Raw genomic sequence first — 21,331 nt, 5'->3', positions numbered from 1 at the left:
TCCACCCGTGTCCTCCTCCCGCCCGCTGGGCGAACTCGATCAGCACCGCCCGGCTGACCTGGGAGTTCACCGCGAGGTCGGGGTGCCGGCCGGCAACGCGCGGTACTGCTCCACGGAGTAGGCGCCGGAGTCCGGCACAGGCGGATGCGACACCGCGACCGCCCTCCCAGGCACGCGCCAGGTCTGCCCCGTCACTGTCCACCCCGACCCCGCCCGCGCACCTCCGCTACCGGTGGCGATCTGGGCACCCGCCGGGGAGGTAGCGCCCGCACGGGGTCCGACCTGGGGACTAGGCCGCATGGCCGCCGAACGGCCCGGAGATGTCCGGTCAACTGGCCTTTGTGGACTGACCAGCGCCGCCCGGCTGTCTGTTGTGGACGGTCAACCCGCCGGACGGCGGTGCTGGTGCTTGTTTTCCTGATACGCCGCCACGGCCTTGCGCGAACTGCGCCAGACCCCGTCGGGTCCCTGCACCGCGTCCAGCCGCCCGCGCCGCGCCGCCTGCCGCAACGCGGCCAGAGTGAATTCCTCGGACACCAGCGCGGCCAGCGGCACCAGCCGGGCGGGCCCGGCCACGTTGGGCACGATGAACCGGTTGAGGTTGTCGTACATGGCCCTGGCGATCAGCTCGCCCAACGCGCCGCAGTCGCCGGAGTCGGCGCGCTGCAGCGCGGTGAGGTAGGCCTCCCGCTGGCGCTTGAAGATGACCACCGGCGGATAGCCGAGCCGGACCAGGATGAGGTTGAGCACCAGCCGTCCGGTGCGACCGTTGCCGTCCAGGAACGGGTGCACCCGCTCGAACTCGTTGTGCAGCCGGGCCAGTTCCTCCGCCAGCGGCCGCTCAGATGGTTCGCCACCGCGCAGGCGCCCGCCAGTCAGGCAGACCTCGTCCACCCACTCCTGCATCCGGACCGGCACCAGCGGCCAAGCAGGCGGCGTCATGCCGTCGGCGAAGGGCTGGATGTCGTGTTCGCGGAAGCAGCCCGGCCCTTCCCGGTCGGTCGCCTCCAGGTGCGGGGCCACGTCCCAGACTGGGGTCATCGCGGTGTGGTGCACCCGGCGGACCTCGCTGATGGTCAGCAACCGCCCGTCGTGCCAGTCGTCGGGTTCCAGCGCCTGGCCGTAGACCCAGCGCGCGGCGTCGGCGTAGCCGCGCACCTCGTTGTACTCCCCGAGCGGCTTGGCGCCGACCGCGCGGCCCTGCGCCAGCAGCGCCTGCACCTCACGCAGCACCAGCGTGTTGCCCTCCAGCGCGGTGGAGTGGTGCGCCTCCAGGTGCCAGATGTCGTCCCAGATCGACTGGGCTTCCTTGGGGCTGGGCAGGCCGCCGAACCGGGTGTTCAGCTCAACGAGGGCATGGTCGAGCCGCTGGTAGACGCTGGCCCTGCTCGGCCGTCCCCTGCTCGCCACCGCGACTCGCTCTCCCGGCCAGCGAAGTTGATACACCCCGGCCAGACCTAAATTAACTAATCAAGTAGGGCGGACGGTATCACTGAGCGAGACGAGAGTTCACCGAGCGCGCTCAGCGCACCCGCACCGTGCTCAGCAGCGCCGCGTGGTCGGAGTAGAAGACCCCCGGCCCGTGCCGGGGCAGCCGGGTGTCCAGCACCTGGCTGCCGGTCACCGTCGCGCCCCTGGCGAAGGTCAGGTCGATGCGCTGTGGAGTGATCATCCGCTCGGTCGGCTGCGGGCTCCAGGTGCGGCCCTCGGCGGCGCAGGCGTCCGGGTGGGCGGCGCGGAAGGTGTCGGTGAAGCCCGCCTCGACCAGCAGGTCGGTGGTGCGCAGCGGGTAGGTCATGCCGAAGTGGTTCGGGCAGCCCTGCCACCGCTCGGTCCAGTCACTGGCCGCGGGGGTGTTGAAGTCGCCGCCCAGGACGGCGGGGCCATCGGGCAGGTGGCGGGTGATGATCTCGGTCAGGTAGGTGGTCTGCGCGGTCTCCGCCTGGGCCACCGCCGCCGGGCTGTGCCGGGGTGGCTGGCCCGCGCGGATGGCGGCGGCGTTCTCGTCGATCAGGTAGCCGTTCCACGGGTCGGTGTAGGGCAGCCAGGTGTCGAACAGGTTGAGGTGCCTGCCGCCGGGCAGCCGGACCTGGACGCCGCCGAAGTTGAACGCGCTGACCTTGCCACCGGCCGGGGCCGGATAGGTCCTGGTCACCGGGTAGCGGGTGAAGATCCACAGGTTGTCGCCGCCGGTGCTGCTCGGCGTGATCTGGGTGCCGGAGTAGCGGCCCTTGCCCGCCCGGTCGGTCAGCGCCTGGCGGATCTTCTCGCCCGAGCCGTAGGTCTCCACCGCGAGCAGCACGTCCGGGCGGGTCGCCACGACCTGGTCCAGCAGCCGGGGCAGGTTGTCCGCGCCCGCGCCGAGGCCGCCGCGCCAGATGTTCCAGGTCAGCACCCGGACATCGGCTGGGGCGGCCTCGGCAGGGCCGGTCAGGCCGATGGTGAGGGCCAGTACGGACATGACCAGTCGGGACCACCGCATGCGGGGCAGGCTAGCGGTGGCCGGTGAACGGGAGATGGCGCGCAGTGGCCGGGGAATCCCGTCCCCCAGAACTGGATTCCCCGGCCACGACCAGCAAAGCGCCTCCCGGCCGCCAGTGGAACTCATTCGAACCCGCTCGAATCCGCGCTATGTTCGGCCGGTGATGCTGCTGCGCTGCGACGCCGTGACGGTGGCGAACATCCGGCTGTCGCACTCACCGATCATGGAAGCGGTCTGGTGGCTGAACCTGGCCGCGCGCGGTGGCAGGCACCCGGTCTTCGGCGACACCGGCGCGCTGGCCAGGGACGCGCTCGGCGCGGCCGAGGTCGACCTGGTCACCGACCTGCTCGCGCCGGAGGGCAACCACTACACGCCGGACCTGCTCACCCCGCAGCCCCGGCCGGGCGCGCCTGCCGAGGTGTTCCAGGCCCAGCTGGCCGACCTCGCGGGCAGTTCGGCGGAAGTGGTGCACACCCAGCTGCGGTACGCCGAGGACCACTGGGGCCGGCCGGTCTCGGCCAGGGTGCGGCGGCTGGCCGAGGCTGGCACGCTGGCCGGGCGGCTGGCCGAGGGGATCGAGACCTTCTGGCGGCTGGCGCTGGCCGAGGGCTGGGACCGGATCGAGGCGCTGGCCGAGGCCGATCTCAACGACCGGGCCAGGACGCTGGCCACCCGAGGGGTCGGCACCCTGCTGAGCACGCTGGACCCGAAGTGCCACTGGACCGGCTCGGCGGTGACCGTGGACAAGCCCTACTCGGTGGACCTCGACCTGTCCGGGCAGGCGATCGTGCTGGTCCCCTCGGTGCTCAGCTGGCCGAAGTTCATGCTCCAGTGCGACGACAAGCGGCAGGTCGCCCTCTACTACCCGGCCGCCAGGATCGGCCTGCGCGGCAGGCGGGACCCGGCCGAGCTGGCCAGGGTGGTCGGCGCGACCAGGGCCGCGCTGCTGGCCGACCTGGACGCGCCCCGCTCCACCGCGGAGCTGGCCCACCGGCACGAGCTGGCCGCGGCCACGGTGTCCTACCACCTGGGCGCGCTGCGCCGGACCGGCCTGGTCACCGCGCGCCGGGACGGCCGGTTCGTGCTCTACCAGCGCAGCGCGCAGGCTGATGCCCTGCTGGCCGCGTCCTAGAGCTCGAGCTCGGTGCCGTCCGGTGGTGCGGACACCCCGGCGGCCAGCACCTCGGCGTGTTCCGGTGAGTCCGGGTCCAGCACCGGGTTGGTGTTGTTCAGGTGGGTCAGGATCCGGCGCTTGCTGGGGAAGCGGGACAACACGTCCAGGCCGCCGCCCGGACCGGCGATCGGGATGTGCCCCATGGACTTCTGGTCCGCGTCCGCCTTCTTCCCGGTGGCCCCGGACATCTCCGCGGCGGAGTGGAAGGTGCCGTCGATGATCACGCAGTCGGCGTCGCCGACGAACTCGTCGAAGCCCTCGGGCCACTCGCGCAGGCAGGGCGCGTAGACCAGCGCGCCGCCGGTGGCCGGGTCGGTGATCCGGTAGGCCACCACCCACGGACCGTCCATTGTGGACTCTGTGGCGTACCGGGGTCGCTTGCCACTGACCGGGAACGCGGTCACCGCCAGCTCGCCGCCGAGGGTGAAGGCGGTGCCGGGCTCGACGGTGTGCCAGGACCAGCTCCGGTAGTGCGCCAGCACCCCGCGCAGCCCGAAGTCCTCGGTCAGCCCGTGCAGCACCGCCGCAGGGGCCCAGACGTCCAGGTCGTCGCCCTCGCGCAGCAGCATCAGGCCAAGCGAGTGGTCCAGCTCCGCGTCGGTGAGCAGCACGCCGCGCAGCGGGGTGTCCCTCGGTGGCTTGGGGCGGAACTGGTTGTGCGCCAACAGTTGTGCGCGGATGTCCGGGCTGGCGTTGACCAGGAACCAGCGCTCGCCGGTGGCGCTGACCGCGATGCCGTCCTGGCTGCGGTGGGCCAGCTGGCCGTCCCGGCCGGCGGCGCACATCCGGCAGGCGCAGTTCCACTGCGGGAAACCGCCGCCTGCCGCCGTGCCCAGCAGCAGAACCCTCATCGCGCTCCTCGTTCGGTGGCGAGCCAGCGCATCGCCAGCGGCGCGTCCAGCGGCTCGGCGGCCTCGTGGTGGCGGGCCAGGATGGTGTCGATGATCGGCCGGTCCGGCGAGCGGGAGCACACCGGGTCGGTGGCCGCGGCGTCGCCGGTGAGCAGGAACGCCTGGCAGCGGCAGCCGCCGAAGTCGGTCTCCTTGCGCGGGCAGGCCCGGCAGGTCTCGCTCATCCAGTCGGTGCCGCGGTAGGCGTTGAAGGACTCGCCCTGGTACCAGATCTCGGCCAGCGGCCGGTCCTTCACGTTCTCCAGCTCGAGCGTGCTGATCGCGGTGGCCGCGGGGCAGGGCAGCACATCGCCGTTGGGCGCCACGGTCAGCTGCCGCGCGCCCCAGCCGTGCATGCACGGTTTCGGGTAGTCCTCGTAGTAGTCGGCCACCACGTAGACCACCTGCATCCGTCCGGCCAGCCGCTTGGTCGCCGCGCGCACGATCGGCTCCGCGGTGGCCAGCTGTGCCCTGGTCGGCATCAGCTGCGCCCGGTTCTTCAGCGCCCAGCCGTAGTACTGGGTGTTGGCCAGCTCCAGCCGGTCCACGCCCATGGCCTCGGCCATGGCGATGATCTCGCCGATCCGGTCGTGGTTGAGCCGGGTGAGCACCACGTTCCCGGTCAGCGGCAGGCCAACTTTGCGCACCACCTCGGCCGCGGCCAGCTTCCGGTCGTGCGCGCGGGCGCCCGCGACCTGGTTGCCCCGCACCGGGTCCGAGTCCTGAATGGACAGTTGCACGTGCGCCAGTCCCCGGTCGGCCAACTCGCGCAGCACCGGCTCGGTCAGGCCGAGCCCGCTGGTCACCAGGTTCACGTAGCAGCCGAGCTCGCTCGCGTGCTCCACCAACTCGCGGAGGTCGTGGCGGGCAAGGGGTTCGCCGCCGGACATGTGCACCTGGAGCACGCCGAGCTCGCGGGCCTGGGTGAGCACCGAACGCCACTGCTCGGTGCTCAGCTCGTTGTTCTTGGCGATCAGCTCCAGCGGGTTGGAGCAGTAGGGGCAGTGCAGCGGGCAGCGGTGGGTCAGCTCGGCGAGCATGCCCAGCGGCGGCTCGGCCTCAGGCATCCGGCACCTCCAGCTCCACGATCCGCCGCTCCCGCAGCGCGATCAGCAGCTCGGCCACATCGGAGACGGAAACCCCTTGGTAGCGCTCGGAAAGCAGCTTCACCACGGCGTCGACGTCGTTGACCCCGTCGCAGTGCGAGAGCACCGCGGCCGCGGTCGGGTTGGGCACCAGCACGCCCTCGGGGAAGAGCAGCACGTGCGTCTCGCGGACCTTGTCGTAGCTCAGCCGCACCCCTCGGCGCAGCCGCGGCCGGGTGGTTCCGGTGATCTCGCTCATCCGGCTATCCCTTCGCCGCGGCACGCTCGATCGAGTCCAGCATGGACCACAGCACGTCGCACTTGAAGCTCAGCGCGGCCACCGCGGCGTCCTGGAGCTCCCGGGTGACGCAGTGCTCCAGCACCAGGTCCACGGTCTCCTTGCCTTCGCCTGCGACCTTGTCGATGCGGGTGGTGAAGTAGGCGAGGTCCTCCCGCCTGATCCACGCGTAGTTGGCCAGCACATCGGCAACCCGTTGGCGCATCAGGTGTCCGGCGAACATCTCGGTCAGCCCGGAGGCGATCCCGATGATCCAGGGCTGCTGCCGGGCGAAGGTGACGTAGGCGTCCACCGCGAACCGGGTGCCCGGCGCGACGTGCCGCTGGTCCAGCACTTCCTCGCGGCTGAGGCCGACCGCCTGGCACAGCCGCAGCCAACTCTCCGCGCCGCCCTCGCCCTCGGTCCTGCCGTCGTGGTAGACGATCCGGTCCAGCCAGTGCCGCCGGACCTCGGGCAGCGGGCAGTTGCTGATGATCGCCGCGTCCTTCTGCGGCAGCATGCACTGGTAGTACCAGCGGTTGGCCGCCCAGGTGCGCAGCTCGTGCTCGCTCAGCTCACCGGCGTGCATCCGCTGGTGGAAGGGGTGGGTTCCCCAGTAGCGGTGGGACAGACCCCGCAACGCGGCGAGGAAGTCCTCGCGCGACAACACATCCTGGCTGGCAGCCATCTCCGCACTACCTTTCGGGGGAGCTCCGACAGTGCTGGCGGCGGCGGAGGCGGGTGGGAGCCACAGGGCCGCGGCTCCCACCCTGGATGAGCATCAGTCCATGCGGGCCGCGTACGCGGTGACCTCCATGGGCGTGTCGTACTCGGTGAATTCCGGACGGGTCCACACTTCACGAGTTTCCATAACGCTCACTCCTCGGATCACGGGCGGTCCGCCGCCGAACCGCCCTCTCCATCGCTCATGGCGAGCGACACCACGCTAGACACGTTTTTCGCCCGGCCGCCAGACGCCGTTCGTATTTTTCAGGGAACTTTCCAGACGGCGTTGACAGGCCTAGCGGTAAGCGCTTGCCTTGGGTAGGGTCGGCCAAACTGCAAACGGTTACATCCGACCCTGTGCCGCCGCCATCCCGCCGCCGTTCCCGCACTCCACCGGCATGATCAGGAGGGGCACGATGCACGCTCGACGGAGAACAGTCATCGGAGCTGTGGTCGCCGCCGCGACCGCCACCGCCGCGTTCGCCGCACCGATGGCCACCGCGTCCGAGGCCTCGCCCATGGCGATCAAGCAGATCGCCTCCGGGCTCAACCAGGCGTGGGCCGTGGACTGGCTGCCCGATGGCACCGCCCTGTTCACCGAGAAGGACAGCAAGAAGATCCGCAAGATCGACAAGGCCGGCAAGGTCTCGGACGTGCAGACCATCCCGGGGGTCAGCGTCACCAAGGAGGCCGGGCTGCTCGGCATCGCGGTCTCCCCGACCTACGCCGCGGACCAGCTGGTCTTCATCTACTACACCACCGGCAGCGACAACCGGATCGCCAAGCTCAAGCTGGGCCAGGCCCCGCAGCCGATCGTGACCGGCATCCCGCGCGGTTCCTCCTTCCACCACGGCGGCCGGATCGCCTTCGGGCCGGACGGCTTCCTCTACGCGGGCACCGGCGACGGCCAGAACAGCGCCAACGGCCAGAACAAGAACTCCCTCGGCGGCAAGATCCTCCGCATCACCAAGGACGGCGCGGCCGCGCCGGGCAACCCGTTCAACAGCCGGGTCTACTCCTACGGGCACCGCAACGTGCAGGGCCTGACCTGGGTCGGCGCCCAGCTCTACGCCACCGACATCGGCGCCAGCAAGGTCGACGAGCTGAACAAGATCGACGCCGGCAAGAACTACGGCTGGTCGACCTGCGAGGGCCCCTGCGGCAACCCCGGCATGACCAACCCGGTCAAGACCTGGTCGACCTCCTCGGCGACCCCGAGCGGCCTGGCCCACTACAAGGGCAGCCTCTACATCGCCTCGCTCAAGGGCGGCACGTACAAGACCAACCTGAGCGGCTCCGGCGGCAAGATCTACACCAACCTGGGCCGCACCCGCGCCGCGCAGGCCGCGCCGGACGGTTCGTTGTGGATCATCACGCCGGGCGGCATCTACACCTCCGACGGCAACTGAGTCCGCACCGCGATCGGGGCCCGTGGTCTTCCGGACCCGGGCCCCTCCGCGACATGATCGGGCCATGCCCAACACGCGGCGGTCCGCTCGGGATGCCGTCCGCCTGCGCCCGCTGCGCTGGTGGTGGATCGGCGGAGCGGTCCTGCTGGTGCTCGGACTCGGGGTCGCCACCGGTTTCGCGTTGTGGCCGCGCGCGACCAGCCTGACCGACGCCGAGCGGGAGCGGGCCGCGATGGAAGCGATCCGCACCGCGCTGACTGCGGCGGGCGGGACGGCGGCCGCGCTGGCGCTGCTGCTCGCGGTGCGCCGCCAGCGCACCACCGAGGTGGCCCTGGACCTGCAGGACCTCGCCGCCACCGACACCCGGCACGATGCCACCGAACGCCGGGTCACCGAGCTGTACACCAAGGCGGCCGAACAACTCGGCTCGGACAAGGCCCCGGTCCGGCTGGCCGGCCTGCACGCGCTGGAACGCCTGGCCCAGGGCACCCCTGAGCACCGGCAGACCATCGTCAACGTGCTGTGCGCCTACCTGCGGATGCCGGTCGCGGACCCCGATCCCGGGCAGGAACGCCAGGTCCGGCTGACCGCGCAGCACATCCTGGCCGCGCACCTGCGCCCGGACCGGGACGCCGACGGCCAGATGACCAACGACAACTTCTGGCCCGGCATCGCGCTCGACCTGTCCGGGGCCACCCTGGTCGAGTTCAACCTCTCCGGCGGTGAGGTGGGCGCGGCCGTGTTCGTCGGCACCGCCTTCGAAGGCGACGCCCGGTTCAGCGCGACCCGCTTCACCGGCCGCGCCCTGTTCACCCACGCCGTGTTCAACGGCAACGCGCGGTTCGCCAGGGCGGTGTTCGCGGACAAGGCGGTGTTCCGCTCAGCGCGGTTCGCCGGCGAGGCGTCCTTCCGCAACGCGGAGTTCCACGGCGACACCGGTTTCCGCGGCGCGCGGTTCGAGCAGGACGCCTGGTTCACCAACACCGCCTTCCGCAATGACGCCTGGTTCACCAGCGCCCGGTTCGACCGCTGCGCCCGGCTGACCGGGGCGAGCTTCCGCGGTGACAGCCGGTTCGCCGAGGTGCGCTTCGCCGGTCCCGCGTGGATCCGGCAGGTGCACTTCCACGGCGACGCCTCGTTCCACCAGGCCAGGTTCGAGGACACGGCCGCGTTCACCGGCACCCGCTTCGACGGTGCGGCCGGGTTCGCCGAGGCGCACTTCGCCGCGGCCGTGCTGTTCACCGGCGCGCGGCTGCCGGAACCGCGGTGACCCGGCTCAGGCCCGCTCGGCCACCACGATCCGGTTGTCGTCGTAGCCCAGCTGCCCGCCGACCCACTCCCCGCCGCAGGTCACCAGCACCAGGCGGTGGTTGCCGGTCTGGGCGAACAGCGACTCCGCGCGTTGCGGCAGCTGGTCCTTGTGCACGGTGTGCACCTCGGTGATCCGGTAGTTGTGGGTCTTGCCGGTGGCGTCCTTGACGGTGACCTTCTGGCCCTTGTCACTGCGCCACAGCTCGGCGAAGGGGCCGGTGGCGCCCTTCCAGTTCACGTGCCCGGCCAGCACGGTCGCGCCCTTGGCCGCGTCCAGGCCCGCGCCCCACCAGGTGGCGTCGCGGACGCCGTCGGGGACCGGGAGCACGCCGTCCGGAGCCACCTCGCGGCGGACCAGGGTGGCGGTGCCGCCCTCGGGCAGGCGGACGGTGCCGGGGCGCTGACCGCCCGCGGGCTGGGTGATCTGGTTGGGCTGGCCCGGTTTGGGCGGGGTGGTGGTCGTGGTGGTGGGCTGCGCCGGGTTGCCGCCGCCGGGCTGGCCCCAGCGGATCAGCGGCGCGTCGCCCAGGTCGGTCAGCGGGCGGGCCCGCAGCGGTGACGGCGGAGGGTTCTCCACCGCCACCGGCTCGCCGACGACCGTGGTAGTCAGCTGGGAGGCGCTGAGCCCGGCGGCCAGGCACGCGAGGGCCACGCCGAGCAGGCCGAGGCCGGCCACCCGCGCGCGGTTGTCGCGTTTGGTCTCACCGGGATACAGCGATCTTCCCATGGGTCACCGCTGCTGCGGGCGTCGACGCAGAGCCATGACGCCCAGCGTAGCCATGACCAGGGTGAAAATGGCGAATCCGACCAGTCCCGCCGGTTCCACCTGGGTGACCGTGGCGGCCTGGGCCACCGGGCGCTCCGGCTGGTCACCGGCCGGGATCACCCTGGGCACCACCGGTTTCTTCGGCACGTTGGCCTTGTTGGTCAGCGACAGCGCCAGGGTGTTGCCCGGCGCCACCGTGCCGCAGACCGTCGGCGGCTTCTTCGGGTCGAAGCCCTCCTCGTAGCCCTTGGCCGGGATCAGCTCGACCAGGCAGATCTCCTGCGGGGTGCGCAGGTCGGCCACCGAGACCTGGCCGTCGTCGCCGGTCTTGACCACCAGCGGCTTGCCGTCCACCCCGGTCAGCGGCGACCCGTCCTGCTTCGCCGCGGGCGCTTCCTTGTCCGCGGCGGTGATCCGCAGCGTCACACCGGGGATGGCCGCGCCACTGGCCGCGTCCACCTTGCCGATCTTGACGATGCCCGGCTGGGTCACCGCGGGCACGGTGGCCTCGGCCGAGACCGGGGACTGCCCGCCGGTGGTCAGCGCGCGCTGGGCGGTGGGCTTGTTCGGCAGCAGCAGCACCGGGTCGGCGTTCGGGCTCTCCACGGTGGCCACCAGCTTGGGGTTGGGGCCCTTCGGGGTGACCGCGAGCACCAGCGGCTTGCCGTTGGCCGGGGTCTTGACCTCGCCGTCACCGGCTTCCCCGGCCAGCTCGGCGTCCACCGCCTTCAGCTTCACCGGCACCCCGGCGACCGGCTGGCCCTTGGCCGAGTTGACCACCACGGTCCAGTTGCCCGGCTTGCCGATCAGCTGCCCCTCCTTGGGCGCGGTCACGGTCAGCGTCCACGGGCCGTAGTGCGCGTCCGCGTCGGCCTGGAGCCTGGTGACCGCCTGCCGGGCCTCCGGCGAGAGGCCGTTGAGGTGGAAGTCGACGTCGTAGCCGATGCGGGCGGAGTTGTTCGTCTTGGCCAGCAGCTTCGGGTCCTTGGTGCCCGAGGTCCAGCTGTGCAGCAGGTGCGCCAGCGCGGCGGCCTCCGGTTTCGAGGCGGTGTCCTGGTAGCGCAGCAGCAGGTAGGAGATCTTGGCCTTGGTCTCGGCGGTCAGCGGGGTGTTCCACTTGGTGGTCAGCCCGTCCTTGCTGGGGGTGTACTCGATCCCGTCGCCGGGCTCGTCGAGGGCGAACCGGACGCACCAGACCTGCCTGCCGCGCCAGGTGTAGGAGCCGATCCAGTCGTCTCCCTTGGGGCGGCCCTGGTACTCCTGTGGTGGTGTGTGCTCGCCGATGCGCTCCCCGGCGGCCAGCGCCGAACCGGGGATCGCCAGCCCGAGGCCGCCGGCGGCGAGTGTCACACTCAGCGCCCCGACCAGCAGATTTCTAAGGCCAGGCATGAAAGCTCCTTGGTAGCTACGGCCTGTCACCACGCATGCTGTCGGGGTCGCCGGGCGAGCCGCAATCGGCCTTTAGAACTACGCAAGCAGGTGACGCTGTGGTGTCCCCCACTTTGACGTCTAGACCATTCGGCGCAACCAGCTGATCTTGTCGGACTACGTTTCGATCCCTAACGGACTCGTCCTCATAACCCAGAGCGAAGACCAGGGGGCGCGTGAGACGATGATGATGCGAGTAAAGTCAGCTTTACCTGTCATGGAACCGGTCCGCGCCTTTGGACGTTGTACCGGGTGACGGCGCGAGCACGCTCCAGGAGGACCAGGTGCGCACTAGCAGTAACCCGGCGTTCCGTAACTTGCCCACCCAGGGCTCCGGTTACGCGACGTTCAACACCGGTGGCCAGGCGGCCCCCGGCTACCAGGCTGGCTACCAGCAGCAGCCGTACGACTCGCGGCCAGGGGTTTCCGAGCGTCCGATGACCGTGGACGACGTGGTGCTCAAGACCGCGACGTCGTTCGGTGTCACTCTGGTCGCCGGCTTCCTGACCGCCTTCTTCCAGGCCTACTACCTGGCCCTGCCGGCCGTGCTGGTCGGGTTCGGGGTCGGCCTGTTCCTGTCCTTCCGTCCGCGGCCGTCCGCGCCGCTGACGCTGACCTACGCGGTGGCCCAGGGTGTCGCGCTGGGCGCGATCAGCGCCCTGATGGACCTGCGCTTCCCCGGCATCGTGGTGCAGGCGCTGATCGGCACCGCCGGTGTGTTCGCCGGCATGCTGGTCGTCTACAAGACGGGTGCGATCCGGGTCACCCCGAAGCTCACCCGCTGGGTGATCGGCGCGCTGGTCGGCGTGCTGGTGCTGATCCTGGCCAACATCGTGGCCGGCTTCTTCGTCCCCGGCGGCCTCGGCCTCCGCGACGGCGGCGCCATCGCGATCATCTTCAGCATCATCGTGATCGGTGTGGCGGCCTTCGCGCTGCTGCTCGACTTCGACCAGGCCGACGAGATGATCCGCTCCGGCATGGACGCGAAGTGGGCCTGGTACGCGGCCTTCGGCCTCACCGCCACCATCGTCATGCTGTACCTGGAGATCCTGCGCCTGCTCAGCTACTTCCGGCAGGACTGACCCTCCACCGCAAGACAAACGAGAAGGCCCCCGGTGCTCCCGGGGGCCTTCCTCGTTTCTATGCCGCCAGACAGCTCAGCTGAGCCGCTCCAGGACCATCGCCATGCCCTGACCGCCACCGACGCACATCGTCTCCAGCCCGATGCTCTTGTCGTGCCAGGACAGCGAGTTCAGCAGCGTGGTGGTGATCCGCGCCCCGGTCATCCCGAACGGATGCCCGACCGCGATCGCCCCGCCGTTGACGTTGACCTTCTCCAGCGGCACGCCCAGGTCGCGGTAGGAGGGGATCACCTGGGCCGCGAAGGCCTCGTTGATCTCCACCAGGTCCACGTCGTCCACGCTCATGCCCGCTCGCTTGAGCGCCTGCTGGGAGGCCTGCACCGGGCCGAGGCCCATGATCTCCGGGGACAGCGCGGACACGCCGGTGGAGACGACCCGTGCCAGCGGGGTGATGCCGAGCTGCTTGGCCCTGGTGTCGCTCATGATCACCAGGGCCGCCGCGCCGTCGTTGAGCGGGCAGCAGTTGCCCGCGGTGACCCGCCCGTCCGGCCGGAACACCGGGTCCAGGGTGGAGACCTTCTCGTACGTGGTGCCGGCGCGGGGGCCGTCGTCGGCGCTGACCACGGTGCCGTCGGGCAGCTCGACCGGGGTAATCTCGCGGGCCCAGAAGCCGTTCGCGATCGCCTTCTCGGCCAGGTTCTGCGAGCGGACGCCGAAGTGGTCCATGTCCTCGCGGGTCACGCCCTTGGCCAGGGCCAGGTTCTCCGCGGTCTGGCCCATCGGGATGTAGACGTCGGGCAGCAGCCCGGACTCGCGCGGGTCCACCCACTCGCCCGCGCCGTGCTCGGCGGCGTGCTGGGTGCGCGCCTGCGCGTCGGCGAAGCGCGGGTTCTGGGTGTCCGGCCAGCCGTCGGAGTTGCCGCGCGCGTAGCTGGAGACCATCTCCACGCCTGCGCTGATGAACACGTCACCCTCGCCTGCCTTGATCGCGTGCAGCGCCATCCGGGTGGTCTGCAGGCTGGAGGCGCAGTAGCGGGTGATGGTGGTGCCGGGCAGGTGGTCGAACCCGGCCAGCACGGCGACCGCGCGGCCCATGTTGAAGCCCTGCTCACCGCCGGGCAGGCCGCAGCCGAGCATCAGGTCGTCGATCTCGCGCGGGTCCAGCTCCGGGACCTTCGCCAGCGCCGCCTTGACCATCATCGCGGTCAGGTCGTCGGCGCGGACGTCCTTCAGGGAGCCCTTGTTGGCGCGGCCGATGGGGGAGCGGGCCGTCGCCACGATCACGGCTTCAGGCATGTCGAGAACTCCTTTGTTCGCCTGAAGCGCAGCCTACTGTCCGGTAACGGCGGCGGAGTGTGACGTTGCCGGGGGCACCTGCTTGAGCCGCTGGTTCAGCTTGGCCACCAGCTTCGCGGTCGGCCGCCGCGCCTCGGCCGCGGCCGAACGGGTGGGCTGGGTGGGCAGCGGGCCGCCGTCCCAGACTCCCGCGGCCGCGCACAGCTCGGGCAGCAGCACCTGGGTCGCCGCGGCGTACCCGGCCGCGGACGGGTGGAACATGTCCTTGCTGAACAGCTCGGCCGGCCTGGTCAGGAACTCCGGCGAGAGCAGGTCGGCCAGCGCCACCGGCTGTCCGCCGGCCAGCAGCACCGCTCTGCGCTGGGCCCTGGCCAGGGTGAGGCTCCAGGACCGCACCAGCGAGCGCAGCGGCTGCGCGATCGGCCGGATCGCGCCCAGGTCGGGGCAGGTGCCCACGACCACGGCGGTGCCGGTCTCGGTCAGCCTGCGCACCGCGGCGCCCAGCAGCAGCGCGCAGGCGCCAGGGCTCAGCCGCGCGGTCACGTCGTTGCCGCCGATGATCACCAGCGCCACGTCCGGCGGGGTGCGCAGCGCGGCATCGGTCTGGCCGGCCAGCTCGCGGCTGGTGGCCCCGCTGATCGCGTGGGTGAGCAGCCGCACCGGCCGCTCGGACTCCTCGGCCAGCCCCCTGGCCAGCAGCACTCCCGGCAGTTCCTCGTCGGTGTCGCAGCCGACCCCGGCCGCGGAGGAGTCGCCGAGCACGGCGAAGACGAGCGGGTCGCCGGTGATCCGGGGGTCGGCCGGGTCCAGCGGCCCGACGCCCTCCGGCAGGTACACGCCGTCGGCGCGCAGCGGCGCGCCCGGCACTCCGATGATCTTCCGGGCTCGCTTGGACTGCTCGGTCAGCAACCCGTACGCGGCGCCGGAGAGCCCGCCGATCGCACCCGCGGTGAACACCGCGGCGCGGAGAACGCGCAATCCGAACATGGCCCGTCTCCCCTCCGCCTGGTGGTTCCCCCAATGGCCCCACTCACCAGCTGTTAACCCAGTGTTCCGTAAGTAAGGCCGAACGGGTTAACGCCAGGCAGACATTTTTACTTCCCACTTTCGGATGAGGCGACGATTCAACGCCTGGGCCAGCGGGACTGCGCAAAGGGTGATTCGCGCCTCAGGCGCGGTCGGCGGAGAAGGGCAGCTCGGCCCGGTGCAGCGGGTCGTCGTAGTGCCCGAGCAGCGCGGAGAGCTGGTGGCCCAGCCCGGTGAGCGGGAACGGGATGGCCTTGCCCTCGAAGGACGGCTCCAGTAGCGCGGACTCCAGCAGGTCGGCGCCGCGCCCGAAGGTCAGCGCGAACAGGCGGCCGTCCACCTCGGCCAGCAGGGCGGAGTCGGCAGCCCCGGTGCCGGAGAGCGCGAAGTGCTCGGCCAGCTCCTCCGGACCAGGCTCGCCCGGCTCGTCGCGCGTGGCGAGCACGCAGGAGAAGTCCAGCTCAGCGAGGGGGAGCAGGCAGACCACGGCGGCCTGGTCCTGGCCGGGCAGCGCGAGCACGTCCCCGAAGGAGAGGGCGTCGGTGGTGAACAGGTGCACCGTGAGTTTCATGGTTACCCCCGACGCGAGCCCGGAACGGATCTTTCCGACAGGCCAAGAATACGTGACCGGGCGGTGGCCGACCGCCGCCAAGAGTGGCACGCGCCACGGAGTAACAGCGATCGGGTGACGGCCGGGGTGAGCCGCTCGGTCCGGGGCCTTCACCCGGTCTCGACCGCCCCACGGCGCGACCGGCGGCGCCTTGCCGCTCGCACCGTGTGACGGCCGGTACCAGGCAAAGGCCCCGGACCGAGCGGCTACGCTGACCCGGACGTCTCAACTACTGGGAGGACCGCGCGGTGGAGTACGCCGAGCACGTGATGGACCTGGTCGGCAACACCCCGCTGGTCAGGCTGAACTCGCTGACCGACGGCCTGAAGCCGCTGGTCCTGGCCAAGATCGAGTACCTGAACCCCGGCGGCAGCGTGAAGGACCGCATCGCGCTGCGCATGATCGAGGCGGCCGAGGCCTCCGGTGAGCTCAAGCCCGGCGGCACCATCGTGGAGCCGACCTCGGGCAACACCGGCGTCGGCCTGGCCCTGGTCGCCCAGCGCAAGGGCTACCGCTGCGTGTTCGTCTGCCCGGACAAGGTCAGCGAGGACAAGCGCAACGTGCTCAAGGCCTACGGCGCCGAGGTCGTGGTCTGCCCGACCGCGGTCGCGCCGGAGCACCCGGACTCCTACTACAACGTCTCCGACCGCCTGGTCAGCGAGATCCCCGGCGCCTGGAAGCCCAACCAGTACGCCAACCCGAACAACCCGCTCTCGCACTACCACTCCACCGGCCCCGAGCTGTGGCAGCAGACCGACGGCCGGATCACCCACTTCGTGGCCGGCGTGGGCACCGGCGGCACCATCTCCGGCACCGGCCGGTACCTCAAGGACGTCTCCGACGGCAAGGTCAAGATCATCGGCGCCGACCCGCACGGTTCGGTGTACTCCGGCGGCACCGGGCGGCCGTACCTGGTCGAGGGCGTCGGCGAGGACTTCTGGCCGACCACCTACGACCGCACGGTGTGCGATGAGATCGTCGAGGTCTCCGACGCGGACTCCTTCGACATCACCCGCCGCCTGGCCCGCGAGGAGGGCCTGCTGGTCGGCGGTTCCTGCGGGATGGCCGCGGCGGCCGCGCTCAAGATCGCCGAGGGCCTGACCGAGGACGACGTGGTGGTCGTGCTGCTGCCGGACAGCGGCCGCGGCTACCTGTCCAAGGTCTTCAACGACTCCTGGATGGCCTCCTACGGCTTCCTCACCGCCGACCACAGCAGCGCCTCGGTGGGCGATGTGCTGCGGCGCAAGGACGGCACCCTGCCCGAGCTGGTGCACGTGCACCCGAACGAGACCGTCGCGGACGCCATCTCGGTGCTGCGCGAGTTCGGCGTGTCCCAGATGCCGGTGGTCAACGCCGAGCCGCCGCTGATGGCCGCCGAGGTCGCCGGCGCGGTCAACGAGAAGGACCTGCTGGACGCGCTGTTCGCGGGCAAGGCCGCGCTGGCCGACCGGGTGGAGACGCACATGTCCCCGCCGCTGCCCACCATCGGCGCTGGTGAGACGATCAGCACCGCGATGAAGGCGCTCACCGACGCCGACGGCGCGATGGTGCTCATCGACGGCAAACCGGCCGGTGTCGTCACCCGGCAGGACGTGTTGGGCTTTCTCGCCGGCAGATAATGCCGCGTTGGGACTACGCCCGTTCGGAGCATCCGATAGCGTTGCCGCAACCACACGACGGCCAGCCACCCCGAAGGGGGTAAGGAACCCGATGAGCGCTCCGCAGCCGCCCCAGCAGCCATACCAGGGCCAGGGTGGGCAGCCGCAGGCTGATCCGCAGAGTGGCGCGGCCGACCCGACGCCATCTCCGGCGCAGGGTCTGCCGACGACCACGCACACGCCGCACGCCGACACCACCCAGGTGATCTCCTCGGCGCTGGGCTCCTCTGCGGGGCAGCAAGCGGCGCCCGCCAACCCGGAGGCCACCCAGGTGGTCCAGCCGGGTGCCACCCCGGCCGCGCCGGCGCCGGATGCCACCCAGGTGGTGCCGCCCGGCCAGCAGCCGCCGGTGACACCGCAGTACACCCCGCCGTCCTTCGCCCAGCAGGGCGGCCAGCAGCCCACCGGGCCGCAGGCGCAGCCGCAGCAGCAGTGGGGTCAGCAGCCCCAGCAGCCGCAGCCGGGCCAGCAGCAGTGGGGCCAGCAGCAGCAGGCACAGCCCGGCTACCCGCAGACCGGCGGCCAGCCCCAGCAGCAGTGGGGTCAGCAGCCGGGCACCGGCCCGCAGCCGCAGCAGCAGTGGGGCCAGCAGGCCCAGCAGCAGCCCGGCCAGCAGCAGTGGGGCCAGCAGCCGCAGCAGGGCTACGGCCAGCAGCAGCAGGGCTGGGGTGGCCAGCAGCAGGGCTACGGCGCGCAGCCCTACGGCCAGTCCGGTGGCGGCAGCAACACGCTGCCGATGGCCATGTGGGTCACGGTCGGCATCACCGGTCTGGTGCTGATCCTGAACATCATCAGCCTGATCAACCTGGCGGGCATCCCCTCGCGCTACGCCACCGCCGGGCTCTACGTGCCCGTCATCATCGGCATGCTGATCGCCGCCGGTGTTGGCGTGCTGGGCTTCCTGGCCGGCTCGCAGGGCGCCAACTGGGCCCGGATCACCATCACCGTGCTGGCCGGTATCGGTGTGCTCGGTGGCCTCGTCTCGCTCGGCAGCATCGGCATGATCGGGATCCTGGGCATCCTGCCGCTGCTGTTCTGGGTCACCATCCTGGTGGTCTGGTGGCTGCCGTCGACCACGGCGGGCATGAAGCTCAAGCAGGCGCAGCGCCCGCAGCAGGGCGGCTACCCGCAGCAGCCCTACGGCCAGGGTGGCGGCGGTTACCCCGGCTACTGAGCCACCGCGCAAGCTGTAAGCGAAACTTCAGCCCCCGGCCCGACAAGGCCGGGGGCTGATCGTTTACCGAGCACGTAGGCTCGGCCCCATGAACGACGGCTTCGCGACCAGGGCCATTCACGCCGGCCAGGAACCCGACCCCACCACCGGGTCGGTCATCGTGCCGATCCACGCCACCTCCACCTACGCCCAGGACGGCGTCGGCGGGCTGCGCGGCGGCTATGAGTACTCCCGCACCGGGAACCCCACCCGGACCGCGCTGGAGACCTGCCTGGCCTCGCTGGAGGGCGGCAGGCACGCGCGGGCGTTCGCCTCCGGCATGTCCGCCACCGACGCGGTGCTCCGCTCGGTGCTGCGCCCCGGCGACCACCTGGTCATCCCGGACGACGCCTACGGCGGCACCTTCCGCCTGGTGGACAAGGTGCTCTCCCAGTGGGGCATCGAGCACACCCCCGTCCCGCTGTCCGATGTGGACGCGGTGCGCGCGGCGATCCGGCCCAGCACCAAGGTGATCTGGGTGGAGACGCCCACCAACCCGCTGCTCAACATCGCCGACATCGCCGCGCTGGCCAGCCTGGCGCAGACCGCGGGCGCGAAGCTGGTGGTGGACAACACCTTCGCCTCGCCGTACCTGCAGAACCCGCTGGAGTTCGGCGCCGACGTGGTGCTGCACTCCACCACCAAGTACATCGGCGGCCACTCCGACGTGGTCGGCGGCGCGCTGGTCACCGACGACGACGAGCTGGCCGAGAAGTTCGCCTTCATCCAGAACGGCGCGGGCGCGGTGCCCGGCCCGTTCGACGCCTGGCTGACCCTGCGCGGGCTGAAGACCCTCGCGGTCCGGATGGAGAAGCACAGCGACAACGCCGAGCTGGTCACCCAGGCCCTGCTCGACCACCCCAAGGTCGGCGCGGTGCTCTACCCGGGCCTGAGCGACCACCCCGGCCACCACGTGGCGGCCAAGCAGATGCGCCGCTTCGGCGGCATGGTCTCCTTCACCGTCACCGGTGGCGAGCAGGCCGCGCTGGACGTGTGCGCCAGGACCAGGCTGTTCACCCTGGCCGAGTCCCTCGGCGGGGTGGAGTCGCTGATCGAGCACCCCGGCAAGATGACGCACGCCAGCACCGCGGGCTCGCTGTTGCAGGTCCCCTCGGACCTGGTGCGGGTGTCGGTGGGCATCGAGGACGGCGCGGACCTGGTCGCCGACCTGCTGCAAGCGCTGGGCTGAGCCGTCCGGAGGTGGGGCCTGCCCCCGGATGACCTCGGCAGCGCACACCAGTGTGCGGCTTCCGGGCGCTGACCAGGATCTACAGCCATGGCAAGTCAGCGAATGCACCTCACCAGGCGGGCCCTGCTCGCCACCGCCGTGGTCGCGACGGGAGCCCTGCTCGCTCCCGTCGCGGCCCAGGCGAGCCCGCCCCAGCGGGACCCGGTCCGGGCGCTGGAACAGGCCGCGCACCCGTTGCGCGCCACCGAACCCGGTCGCGGCACCGCCGACCTGCGCGCGCTGGGCCGGATGATCGGCGATGCCTCCGTGGTCGGCCTGGGCGAGGCCACCCACGGCTCGCACGAGTTCTTCGCCATGAAGGAGCGGGTCTTCCGCTACCTGGTGGCGGAGAAGGGTTTCCGGGCCTTCGCGCTGGAGCTGAGCTGGCCGGCCGGGCTCAGGATCAACGAGTTCCTGCAGTCCGGCAGGGGCGAGGCCAGGGCCATCGTCAAGGAGACGCTGAGCGGGTCACCGTGGGACCGCGAGGAGTTCGTCAGCCTCATCGAGTGGATGCGCGAGCACAACCGCCGCAACCCCGGCCGCACCGTGCACTTCGTCGGCGACGACCTCGGCGCGCCCAGGGTCGGCGACGAGTTCTTCGACCGGGTGACCGGGTACCTGCCCGAGCTCGCCGAGTACTACACCGGCCTGCGCCCGCTGGACGACGTCTTCGCCTACCTGCGCAAGCCGGTGGAGGAGCGCAGGCGGCAGGCCGAGCGGGCCCGGCAGGCGCTGGACCGGATCAGCGGGCTGCCCCGCCGCGGCCCGGAGTTCGAGCTGGCGGTGCAGAACGCCCGCTCCATCGCCGAGACCGCGCACTTCCTCACCCTTGACCTCGGCGACCCGGCGGGGATGGCCCAGTACCAGCGCTTCCGGGACGAGGTGATGGCGCGGAACGTGCTCTGGTGGCAGCGGCAGACCGGGCACAAGGTGCTGGTCTCGGCGCACAACAGCCACGTCGCCCACATCGCGGACAACCCGGCGGCCTACCCCAAGTCGCAGGGGGCCTTCCTGCGCGATGAGCTCGGCGCGGGCTACCTGCCGGTCGGCTTCACCTTCGACCGGGGCTCGTTCCTGTCCACCGACGGCGGCCTCGGCGCTGCCTGGCGGAAGTTCAGCGTGGGCGCGGCCGAGCCCGGCATGAACGAGCACACCCTGGACCGGGTCCGGCACCGGGACTTCTACCTCGACCTGCGGACCGCGCCGCCCGCCGCCCGTGCCTGGCTCGCCGGCGCCCGGCCCACCCGCGGCATCGGCACCGTCTTCCCCCAGGAGAACCACGCGGTCGCGCTGGCGCGCTCCTACGACGTGCTCATCCACCTGCACCAGGTGCGGGCGGCCGAACCACGGCGGTGATCACACGCCGGGGGGAGCCTGCTGCTCCGGCTTGGCCGGTTCGGGCTGCTTCGGGCCCACCGGCAGGTCGTCCCGCTCCACACAGCCGCCGATCAGCTCGACGATGCCGTTGTGCTGGACGTACTGGCCGGGGTCGTGGCAGCTGACCCGCACCACGGTGAACACCGCGGCCCCGGTCAGCAGCGCGGCGGTGCTGAGCGCGACCGCCAGCGGCAACGCGCCACTGCTGCGCACACGTGCCATCCGCCACCTCCAGGCCAAGACTGGTGCCAGCCTACCGAACCCCGCGAAACCGGGCGGGCCGTTCCCCGGAT

General features: G+C 71.4%; 21 protein-coding genes. 8 read left to right on the top strand and 13 right to left on the bottom strand.

Features of this window, described 5'->3' with window-relative positions:
* Positions 1-381 precede the first annotated feature (381 nt).
* Both N8J89_RS37360 and N8J89_RS37355 read right to left on the bottom strand, forming a co-directional pair.
* Entirely contained in the window at positions 382-1,410 is a 1,029-nt protein-coding gene (locus N8J89_RS37360; protein ID WP_283661634.1) for a Fic family protein, read from the bottom strand.
* A gap of 112 nt (positions 1,411-1,522) precedes the next feature.
* A complete protein-coding gene (locus N8J89_RS37355) occupies positions 1,523-2,482 on the bottom strand; it encodes an endonuclease/exonuclease/phosphatase family protein (RefSeq protein ID WP_283661633.1) in 960 nt (319 codons plus the stop codon).
* A 163-nt stretch (positions 2,483-2,645) separates the two neighbouring features.
* Between N8J89_RS37355 and N8J89_RS37350 the strand changes: the two genes are divergently transcribed.
* Positions 2,646-3,614, top strand: coding sequence for an ArsR/SmtB family transcription factor (locus tag N8J89_RS37350; protein WP_283666346.1), 969 nt, complete (start codon positions 2,646-2,648; stop codon positions 3,612-3,614).
* Here N8J89_RS37350 and pqqB read toward each other — a convergent pair.
* The 5 genes from pqqB to pqqA form a co-directional block, all read right to left on the bottom strand.
* The gene (gene pqqB / locus N8J89_RS37345; RefSeq protein ID WP_283661632.1) at positions 3,611-4,507 is read right to left on the bottom strand and encodes a pyrroloquinoline quinone biosynthesis protein PqqB; all 897 of its coding nucleotides are present in this window, start codon (positions 4,505-4,507) and stop codon (positions 3,611-3,613) included. The two genes, N8J89_RS37350 and pqqB, sit on opposite strands and share 4 nt — an antisense overlap.
* Positions 4,504-5,613 carry a pyrroloquinoline quinone biosynthesis protein PqqE gene (gene pqqE / locus N8J89_RS37340; RefSeq protein ID WP_283661631.1) on the bottom strand — a complete coding sequence of 370 codons (1,110 nt, stop codon included), beginning with the start codon at positions 5,611-5,613 and terminating at the stop codon, positions 4,504-4,506. The genes pqqB and pqqE overlap by 4 nt, the downstream gene beginning before the upstream one ends.
* The gene (pqqD, locus tag N8J89_RS37335; RefSeq protein ID WP_283661630.1) at positions 5,606-5,890 is read right to left on the bottom strand and encodes a pyrroloquinoline quinone biosynthesis peptide chaperone PqqD; all 285 of its coding nucleotides are present in this window, start codon (positions 5,888-5,890) and stop codon (positions 5,606-5,608) included. The genes pqqE and pqqD overlap by 8 nt, the downstream gene beginning before the upstream one ends.
* A 4-nt stretch (positions 5,891-5,894) precedes the next feature.
* Entirely contained in the window at positions 5,895-6,596 is a 702-nt protein-coding gene (gene pqqC / locus N8J89_RS37330) for a pyrroloquinoline-quinone synthase PqqC (protein ID WP_283661629.1), read from the bottom strand.
* Between the two features lie 93 nt (positions 6,597-6,689).
* Positions 6,690-6,779, bottom strand: coding sequence for a pyrroloquinoline quinone precursor peptide PqqA (gene pqqA, locus N8J89_RS37325; RefSeq protein ID WP_185000163.1), 90 nt, complete (start codon positions 6,777-6,779; stop codon positions 6,690-6,692).
* Positions 6,780-7,050: 271 nt separating this feature from the next.
* Here pqqA and N8J89_RS37320 point away from each other — a divergent pair, with 271 nt between their 5' ends.
* Together N8J89_RS37320 and N8J89_RS37315 are read left to right on the top strand one after the other, a co-directional pair.
* A complete protein-coding gene (locus N8J89_RS37320) occupies positions 7,051-8,043 on the top strand; it encodes a PQQ-dependent sugar dehydrogenase (protein ID WP_283661628.1) in 993 nt (330 codons plus the stop codon).
* A gap of 64 nt (positions 8,044-8,107) precedes the next feature.
* Complete coding sequence (locus N8J89_RS37315; RefSeq protein ID WP_283661627.1) at positions 8,108-9,313, top strand: pentapeptide repeat-containing protein; 1,206 nt, start codon at positions 8,108-8,110, stop codon at positions 9,311-9,313.
* A 6-nt stretch (positions 9,314-9,319) separates the two neighbouring features.
* Here the strand turns inward: N8J89_RS37315 and N8J89_RS37310 are convergent, their stop codons facing one another.
* Together N8J89_RS37310 and N8J89_RS37305 are read right to left on the bottom strand one after the other, a co-directional pair.
* Positions 9,320-10,081: a class F sortase gene (locus N8J89_RS37310; RefSeq protein ID WP_283661626.1), complete on the bottom strand. Its 762-nt coding sequence runs from the start codon at positions 10,079-10,081 to the stop codon at positions 9,320-9,322.
* A 3-nt stretch (positions 10,082-10,084) separates the two neighbouring features.
* A complete protein-coding gene (locus N8J89_RS37305; protein WP_283661625.1) occupies positions 10,085-11,509 on the bottom strand; it encodes a hypothetical protein in 1,425 nt (474 codons plus the stop codon).
* A 323-nt stretch (positions 11,510-11,832) separates the two neighbouring features.
* Here N8J89_RS37305 and N8J89_RS37300 point away from each other — a divergent pair, with 323 nt between their 5' ends.
* Complete coding sequence (locus N8J89_RS37300; protein WP_283661624.1) at positions 11,833-12,630, top strand: Bax inhibitor-1/YccA family protein; 798 nt, start codon at positions 11,833-11,835, stop codon at positions 12,628-12,630.
* Positions 12,631-12,705: 75 nt separating this feature from the next.
* Here N8J89_RS37300 and N8J89_RS37295 read toward each other — a convergent pair whose 3' ends face one another.
* The 3 genes from N8J89_RS37295 to N8J89_RS37285 form a co-directional block, all read right to left on the bottom strand.
* A complete protein-coding gene (locus tag N8J89_RS37295) occupies positions 12,706-13,926 on the bottom strand; it encodes an acetyl-CoA C-acetyltransferase (RefSeq protein ID WP_283661623.1) in 1,221 nt (406 codons plus the stop codon).
* Positions 13,927-13,959: 33 nt separating this feature from the next.
* Complete coding sequence (locus tag N8J89_RS37290; RefSeq protein WP_283661622.1) at positions 13,960-14,913, bottom strand: SGNH/GDSL hydrolase family protein; 954 nt, start codon at positions 14,911-14,913, stop codon at positions 13,960-13,962.
* Between the two features lie 181 nt (positions 14,914-15,094).
* Positions 15,095-15,523, bottom strand: a complete 429-nt coding sequence (locus N8J89_RS37285; protein WP_283661621.1) for a hypothetical protein — start codon at positions 15,521-15,523, stop codon at positions 15,095-15,097.
* A 287-nt stretch (positions 15,524-15,810) separates the two neighbouring features.
* Between N8J89_RS37285 and N8J89_RS37280 the strand changes: the two genes are divergently transcribed.
* From N8J89_RS37280 to N8J89_RS37265, 4 genes are all read left to right on the top strand, one after another.
* A complete protein-coding gene (locus tag N8J89_RS37280; protein ID WP_283661620.1) occupies positions 15,811-17,181 on the top strand; it encodes a cystathionine beta-synthase in 1,371 nt (456 codons plus the stop codon).
* A gap of 91 nt (positions 17,182-17,272) precedes the next feature.
* Positions 17,273-18,394, top strand: a complete 1,122-nt coding sequence (locus N8J89_RS37275; protein WP_283661619.1) for a hypothetical protein — start codon at positions 17,273-17,275, stop codon at positions 18,392-18,394.
* Between the two features lie 88 nt (positions 18,395-18,482).
* A complete protein-coding gene (locus tag N8J89_RS37270) occupies positions 18,483-19,622 on the top strand; it encodes a cystathionine gamma-synthase (protein WP_283661618.1) in 1,140 nt (379 codons plus the stop codon).
* Between the two features lie 87 nt (positions 19,623-19,709).
* A complete protein-coding gene (locus N8J89_RS37265) occupies positions 19,710-21,017 on the top strand; it encodes an erythromycin esterase family protein (RefSeq protein ID WP_283661617.1) in 1,308 nt (435 codons plus the stop codon).
* Here N8J89_RS37265 and N8J89_RS37260 read toward each other — a convergent pair whose 3' ends face one another.
* Positions 21,018-21,260 carry a hypothetical protein gene (locus tag N8J89_RS37260; protein WP_283661616.1) on the bottom strand — a complete coding sequence of 81 codons (243 nt, stop codon included), beginning with the start codon at positions 21,258-21,260 and terminating at the stop codon, positions 21,018-21,020.
* Between the last annotated feature and the right edge of the window lie 71 nt (positions 21,261-21,331).

The sequence above is a fragment of the Crossiella sp. CA-258035 genome (genome assembly GCF_030064675.1).
Classification (GTDB): Bacteria; Actinomycetota; Actinomycetes; order Mycobacteriales; family Pseudonocardiaceae; genus Crossiella.
The sequence above is the reverse complement of the archived record's forward strand: the minus strand, read 5'-3'. Positions and strand labels throughout refer to the sequence as shown.

What these genes read in the sequence shown, in the direction of transcription:
- pqqC (WP_283661629.1), bottom strand. Translation starts at nt 6,596, where the DNA reads ATGGCTGCCAGCCAGGATGTGTTGTCGCGCGAGGACTTCCTCGCCGCG.
- pqqE (WP_283661631.1), bottom strand. Translation starts at nt 5,613, where the DNA reads ATGCCTGAGGCCGAGCCGCCGCTGGGCATGCTCGCCGAGCTGACCCAC.
- N8J89_RS37350 (WP_283666346.1), top strand. Translation starts at nt 2,646, where the DNA reads ATGCTGCTGCGCTGCGACGCCGTGACGGTGGCGAACATCCGGCTGTCG.
- N8J89_RS37285 (WP_283661621.1), bottom strand. Translation starts at nt 15,523, where the DNA reads ATGAAACTCACGGTGCACCTGTTCACCACCGACGCCCTCTCCTTCGGG.
- N8J89_RS37295 (WP_283661623.1), bottom strand. Translation starts at nt 13,926, where the DNA reads ATGCCTGAAGCCGTGATCGTGGCGACGGCCCGCTCCCCCATCGGCCGC.
- N8J89_RS37275 (WP_283661619.1), top strand. Translation starts at nt 17,273, where the DNA reads ATGAGCGCTCCGCAGCCGCCCCAGCAGCCATACCAGGGCCAGGGTGGG.
- N8J89_RS37290 (WP_283661622.1), bottom strand. Translation starts at nt 14,913, where the DNA reads ATGTTCGGATTGCGCGTTCTCCGCGCCGCGGTGTTCACCGCGGGTGCG.
- N8J89_RS37310 (WP_283661626.1), bottom strand. Translation starts at nt 10,081, where the DNA reads ATGGGAAGATCGCTGTATCCCGGTGAGACCAAACGCGACAACCGCGCG.
- N8J89_RS37355 (WP_283661633.1), bottom strand. Translation starts at nt 2,482, where the DNA reads ATGCGGTGGTCCCGACTGGTCATGTCCGTACTGGCCCTCACCATCGGC.
- N8J89_RS37305 (WP_283661625.1), bottom strand. Translation starts at nt 11,509, where the DNA reads ATGCCTGGCCTTAGAAATCTGCTGGTCGGGGCGCTGAGTGTGACACTC.
- pqqA (WP_185000163.1), bottom strand. Translation starts at nt 6,779, where the DNA reads ATGGAAACTCGTGAAGTGTGGACCCGTCCGGAATTCACCGAGTACGAC.
- pqqB (WP_283661632.1), bottom strand. Translation starts at nt 4,507, where the DNA reads ATGAGGGTTCTGCTGCTGGGCACGGCGGCAGGCGGCGGTTTCCCGCAG.
- N8J89_RS37320 (WP_283661628.1), top strand. Translation starts at nt 7,051, where the DNA reads ATGCACGCTCGACGGAGAACAGTCATCGGAGCTGTGGTCGCCGCCGCG.
- N8J89_RS37315 (WP_283661627.1), top strand. Translation starts at nt 8,108, where the DNA reads ATGCCCAACACGCGGCGGTCCGCTCGGGATGCCGTCCGCCTGCGCCCG.
- N8J89_RS37265 (WP_283661617.1), top strand. Translation starts at nt 19,710, where the DNA reads ATGGCAAGTCAGCGAATGCACCTCACCAGGCGGGCCCTGCTCGCCACC.
- N8J89_RS37270 (WP_283661618.1), top strand. Translation starts at nt 18,483, where the DNA reads ATGAACGACGGCTTCGCGACCAGGGCCATTCACGCCGGCCAGGAACCC.
- N8J89_RS37260 (WP_283661616.1), bottom strand. Translation starts at nt 21,260, where the DNA reads ATGGCACGTGTGCGCAGCAGTGGCGCGTTGCCGCTGGCGGTCGCGCTC.
- pqqD (WP_283661630.1), bottom strand. Translation starts at nt 5,890, where the DNA reads ATGAGCGAGATCACCGGAACCACCCGGCCGCGGCTGCGCCGAGGGGTG.